We start from the raw sequence: 4,984 nt of genomic DNA, 5'->3' as shown, positions 1-4,984 counted from the left end.
TCCCGGGACGCCGCGGACCCTGTCGCGGGTGCTCGGACCGTTTCCGCCGCATACCGGCACCGCAGGGGTGCCCGCGCCGTCCGGAGCTATCGCTCGGCGGCTCTGGCGGTGTCGCGCACTCCGAGGAGCACGCTGTCGCGCCCGTCCTCCTCGGTGAGCTGCACCTTGACCGCCTCGCGCAGCGAGGTCGGGAGGTTCTTGCCGACGTAGTCGGCGCGGATCGGCAGCTCGCGGTGGCCCCGGTCGACGAGGACCGCCAGCTGAACGGCACGGGGGCGGCCGATGTCGCCGAGGGCGTCGAGCGCCGCCCGGATGGTGCGGCCGGAGAAGAGCACGTCGTCGACGAGCACGACGAGCCGGCCGTCCACCCCGTCGCCGGGGATGTCGGTGCGGGCGAGCGCACGCGCCGGGCGCAGCCGCAGGTCGTCGCGGTACATGGTGATGTCGAGCGAGCCGACCGGCTGCGGGCGGCCGGTGATCTCCTCCAGCTTGGCGGCCAGCCGGCGGGCGAGGAAGACGCCGCGGGTGGGGATGCCGAGGAGAACCACGTCGTCGGCGCCCTTGGCGCGTTCGACGATCTCGTGGGCGATGCGGGTCAGGACCCGCGCGATGTCGGGGGCCTCCAGGACGGGGCGGGCCGGGCTGTGCCCAGTGTGCGCCGCCGGGGCTGCCGGATCGGGGCTTTCAGGGGATGCGTCCATACGAAACGGACCTCCTTCTCCGCCTCACGGGACGGACCTTAAAGGACGTCGGAAACTGCCTGGTGAACGATACCAGGGCGGCCGGCGGACGCCTTCCGCGCGTTCCCCTCCGCCCCCCCCCTGTGCCCGGTCGTCCTGTCCCTCACGCCTTGCCCCCGCAACCTCTCTGCCCCCCCAGCCTCTCTGGCCCCTCTTGCCGCTCCCGCCCCTCCTGTCCCCCGCCCCGGTTCCCGGTGGCGCTCCCCGGCCGCCCCGGGCGCCGCGCCACGGGCCCCGGCGCGCGCCCGCGCGCCCGGTCGGCCCAGGGTGGGAGCCCTTCCGCTTGACGAAGCAGAATTACGCTGCGTAACATCACAGTGAGTTACCAAGTCTTCGTCCGGGGAGCTATATGTCCAGCGAATACGCCAAGCAGCTCGGAGCCAAGCTCCGCGCCATCCGCACCCAGCAGGGCCTGTCTCTTCACGGTGTCGAAGAGAAGTCCCAGGGCCGCTGGAAGGCCGTGGTGGTCGGCTCCTACGAGCGCGGCGACCGTGCTGTGACCGTGCAGCGTCTTGCCGAGCTGGCGGACTTCTACGGCGTCCCGGTGCAGGAGCTACTGCCGGGCACCACGCCGGGCGGGGCCGCCGAGCCGCCGCCGAAGCTGGTCCTGGACCTGGAGCGGCTGGCGCACGTCCCGCAGGAGAAGGCGGGCCCGCTGCAGCGGTATGCCGCCACGATCCAGAGCCAGCGCGGTGACTACAACGGCAAGGTGCTGTCGATCCGCCAGGACGACCTCCGCACCCTCGCGGTCATCTACGACCAGTCGCCCTCCGTCCTCACCGAGCAGCTGATCAGCTGGGGCGTGCTGGACGCGGACGCCCGGCGGGCCGTCCAGCACGACGACCTCTGAGACCGGCGCGGCGGGGCCGAGGCGGCCCGGGCGCCCGCAGAAACGTGCCGCCGGGGGCGGCGGGACCAAGCGGTCCCGCCGCCCCCGGCGGTTTTCTCCTCTCCCGGCCGCCCTCGGGACCCTCGCCGGGACACACCGGCCAGGGCACACGGGGGCGTGCGGACCGGCCAGAACGCACGCAGGACACACGGAGACAGGCGCACGGGCCGGCCAGGACAAACGCAGGACACACACGGGGGCAGGCGCACGGGCCGGAGTACACGAGCAGGGCGAACGGGCAGGGCGAACGGGCAGGGCGAACGGGCAGGGCGAACGGGCCGCGGGCCCCGAGGCGGAGGGGGATCACCGCCCCCCGCACGCACCGGGCCCGGAGCGGAAGATTGTTCGTCTTCTCGCTCCGGGCCTGGTGGAAAGGGGCGCGGCCGGTGCCGCCTATGCTCTGCGAAGGGTCGGCTTCAGCTCTTTGAACCGGCCCAGCAGCCCGTTCACGAAGGACGGCGAGTCGTCGGTGGAGAACTCCTTGGCGAGCTGCACCGCCTCGTCGATCACCACCGCGTCCGGGGTCTCGTCCTCCCAGATCAGCTCGTAGGCGCCGAGCCGCAGGATGCAGCGGTCGACGACGGGCATCCGGTCGAGCGTCCAGCCGACGGAGTAGGTGGAGATCAGCTCGTCGATCCGCTCGGCGTGCTCCGCATACCCCTCGACGAGCTGCATCGTGTACTCGTTGACCGGCGGCTGCCGGTCGTCGGTCCTGGCGAGCCGCAACCAGTCCGCGAGCACCGTGCGCACCGCGCTGTCGCGCTGGTCGGACTCGAAGAGGATCTGGAAGGCGCGTTTGCGGGCCTTGTTGCGGGCAGCCACGGTTAGCTGTTCACCCGGCCGAGGTACTCACCGGAACGGGTGTCGACCTTGATCTTCTCGCCCGTGGTGATGAAGAGGGGCACGGCGATCTCGTAGCCGGTCTCCAGCTTGGCGGGCTTGGAGCCGCCGGTGGAGCGGTCGCCCTGGACGCCGGGCTCGGTGTACTCGATCACCAGCTCGACCGCGGCGGGCAGCTCGACGTAGAGGGGGTTCCCCTCGTACATCGCCACGACCGCGTCGAAGCCCTCCAGAAGGTAGTTGGCCGCGTCGCCGACGGTCTCCGGGGTGATGTAGATCTGGTCGAACGTCTCCGAGTCCATGAAGACGAAGTCGTTGCCGTCCTTGTACGAGAACTGCATCCCGCGCTTGTCGACGCTGGCCGTCTCGACCTTCACACCGGCGTTGAAGGTCTTGTCGACCGTCTTGCCGGAGAGCACGTTCTTCAGCTTCGTGCGGACGAAGGCCGGGCCCTTGCCCGGCTTGACGTGCTGGAACTCGACGACGGACCACAGCTGGCCGCCTTCGAGCTTGAGCACCATGCCGTTCTTGAGGTCGTTCGTGGATGCCACGTTGCGGTGTCTCCTGGACTGAAAGCTGGTGGAACCAAGGGCGCACGCAGGCTACAGCGCGAGCAGCTCCTTGGTCGTGATGGTGAGTAGCTCTGGTCCGCCGTCCGCCTCGGGACGGACGACGAGCGTGTCATCGATCCGGACACCGCCCCGGCCCGGGAGGTGGACCCCCGGTTCGACGGTGACCGGCACACAAGCGTCCAGTTTACCCATGGCCGCCGGGGACAGCCGAGGGTCCTCGTGGTTTTCCAGCCCGACACCGTGCCCCGTGGCCGGAGCGAGTTCCGCGCCGTACCCCGCGGAGTCCAGAATCTGCCGTGCCGCGTGGTCGACCTCCCGGCACTCGACGTCCGGCGCGAGCGCCTCACGGCCGGCCCGCTGCGCGGCGAAGACCTGGTCGTACAGCTCGATCTGCCAGTCCGCCGGCGAGGTGCCGATGACGAACGTACGGCCCAGCTCGCAGCGGTAACCCCGGTAGTTGGCGCCCAGGCACACGGTCAGGAAGTCGCCCTCCTCGACCCTCCGGTCGGAGGGCGGATGGGCGGCCAGCCCGGAGTTGGGGCCGGTGCCCACGGAGGTCGCGAAGGCGGGGCCGTCCGCGCCGTGGTCGATGAGCCGGCGATCCAGTTCCAGCGCCAGATGGCGTTCCGTGCGGCCCACCAGGATCGACTCCAGCAGCTCCCCCAGCGCCTGGTCCGCGATCTCCGCGGCGATCCGCAGGCAGGCGATCTCCTCCTCGTCCTTCACCAGCCGCAGCTGCTCGACGGCGCAGCCGAGGTCGGCGAGACGCAGCCGCGGGGCGACGGACCCGAGGGCGCGGTGCCGGCTCACGGACAGGTCGTGCTCCTCCACCGCGAGGCCGTCCGCGCCTGCCGCGGCGGCCAGGTCCGCGGCGGCGACCGCGGCGTCACCGGCGGGCGTGGGCAGCGCCTGCACCCGCACGCCGTCGGCGACCCGGCCCTCGGCGGAACCGCCCGTGGGCGGCCCGGCGCACAGCAGCACGTCACCGAGGGGGCCGGACGGCCCGCGGGCCGGGCCCAGCAGGAGTACGGCGCCGGGCGGCGCGGCGCCGGCGAGATAACGGACGTTGGCGGGCCGCGAGACGAGCGCGGCAGCGCTGCCTGCTGCCGCGCACCGGTCGCGGAGCTGCGAGCGGCGGGCCGCGTGCACGTCTGACATGCCCCGAGCCTACGAGCCGGGACCGGACCCGGCCGACTGAGCGCGTCCGGACGGGTCCCCGCCCGAGCCGGCCCGGCCCGGAGCGGCGCCGCAGCAGGAACCGCGCCGGCCCGTGCCCGCCGCAGGGGCCGGCGCATGGGCGAGGACCGGGGCGAGGATCGAGGCGAGGACCCGGGACGGGGGTCAGAACGGGGGCGGGCTCGCCAGCGAGCGGGCTATCGCGTCGTCCAGCGCACGGGCCGTCATGTGGACGTCGAACTGCGAATTGTCGATGATCGGCAGCCCGGAGCCGTACCAGCCGGCCATCCGGCCGTGGATGCGGGCGACCTCCTCGTCGGACAGCCTCCGGTTCCCGCTGCGGGCGGCGTTCCGCTCCAGGACGATCTCCAGGCCCGGCAGCAGCACCACCGGCAGCAGCCCAGGCCCGACGTGCCGCTTCCAGCCGCCGAGGCCGATCGCGGGCCGGTCGGGGAAGACGGCGTCGTCGAGGATGCAGGAGATGCCGTTGGCGAGGAAGTTGCGGGCGGCGAAGCCGCAGGTGCGGCGGGCCAGCCGGTACTGCGCCTCGGAGTGGTCGTTCCAGCCGGACTGCGGATCGGCGAAGCCCGACCGGACCCATTCCCGTACGTCGTCGAGGCTGATGTGCGCGGTCGGCACCCGCCGGTTGTCGGCCCAGTGCCGGGCGACCGTCGTCTTGCCGGCGCCCGCCGGGCCTATCAGCAGCACCGCCACGGCGGCGTTCGCCGGGTCCGGCGGCGCGGTGCCCGGCTGCGGGCCGGAGCCGG

Annotated in this window: 6 protein-coding genes; 1 reads left to right on the top strand and 5 read right to left on the bottom strand. The window is 72.7% G+C overall.

Annotation, left to right across the window (positions count from 1 at the left end):
• Nucleotides 1–86: 86 nt before the first annotated feature.
• Nucleotides 87–701, bottom strand: a complete 615-nt coding sequence (gene pyrR, locus GCU69_RS04430) for a bifunctional pyr operon transcriptional regulator/uracil phosphoribosyltransferase PyrR (protein WP_156205172.1) — start codon at nucleotides 699–701, stop codon at nucleotides 87–89.
• Nucleotides 702–1,089: 388 nt separating this feature from the next.
• Between pyrR and bldD the strand changes: the two genes are divergently transcribed.
• Entirely contained in the window at nucleotides 1,090–1,590 is a 501-nt protein-coding gene (bldD, locus tag GCU69_RS04425) for a transcriptional regulator BldD (RefSeq protein WP_006607459.1), read from the top strand.
• 432 nt (nucleotides 1,591–2,022) lie between these two features.
• Here the strand turns inward: bldD and nusB are convergent, their stop codons facing one another.
• The 4 genes from nusB to GCU69_RS04405 all read right to left on the bottom strand — a co-directional run.
• A complete protein-coding gene (nusB, locus tag GCU69_RS04420; protein WP_098750907.1) occupies nucleotides 2,023–2,451 on the bottom strand; it encodes a transcription antitermination factor NusB in 429 nt (142 codons plus the stop codon).
• 2 nt (nucleotides 2,452–2,453) lie between these two features.
• Nucleotides 2,454–3,020, bottom strand: a complete 567-nt coding sequence (gene efp, locus GCU69_RS04415; protein WP_098750908.1) for an elongation factor P — start codon at nucleotides 3,018–3,020, stop codon at nucleotides 2,454–2,456.
• 51 nt (nucleotides 3,021–3,071) lie between these two features.
• A complete protein-coding gene (locus GCU69_RS04410; RefSeq protein ID WP_098750909.1) occupies nucleotides 3,072–4,199 on the bottom strand; it encodes a M24 family metallopeptidase in 1,128 nt (375 codons plus the stop codon).
• Nucleotides 4,200–4,382: 183 nt separating this feature from the next.
• A partial coding sequence (locus GCU69_RS04405; RefSeq protein WP_235978213.1) for an AAA family ATPase occupies nucleotides 4,383–4,984 on the bottom strand: 602 nt, incomplete at its 5' end.

Source organism: Streptomyces lycii, from assembly GCF_009735685.1.
Taxonomy (GTDB): Bacteria; Actinomycetota; Actinomycetes; order Streptomycetales; family Streptomycetaceae; genus Streptomyces; species Streptomyces lycii.
Note: the sequence above shows the minus strand (reverse complement) of the source record. Positions and strands in the feature narration are given on the sequence as shown.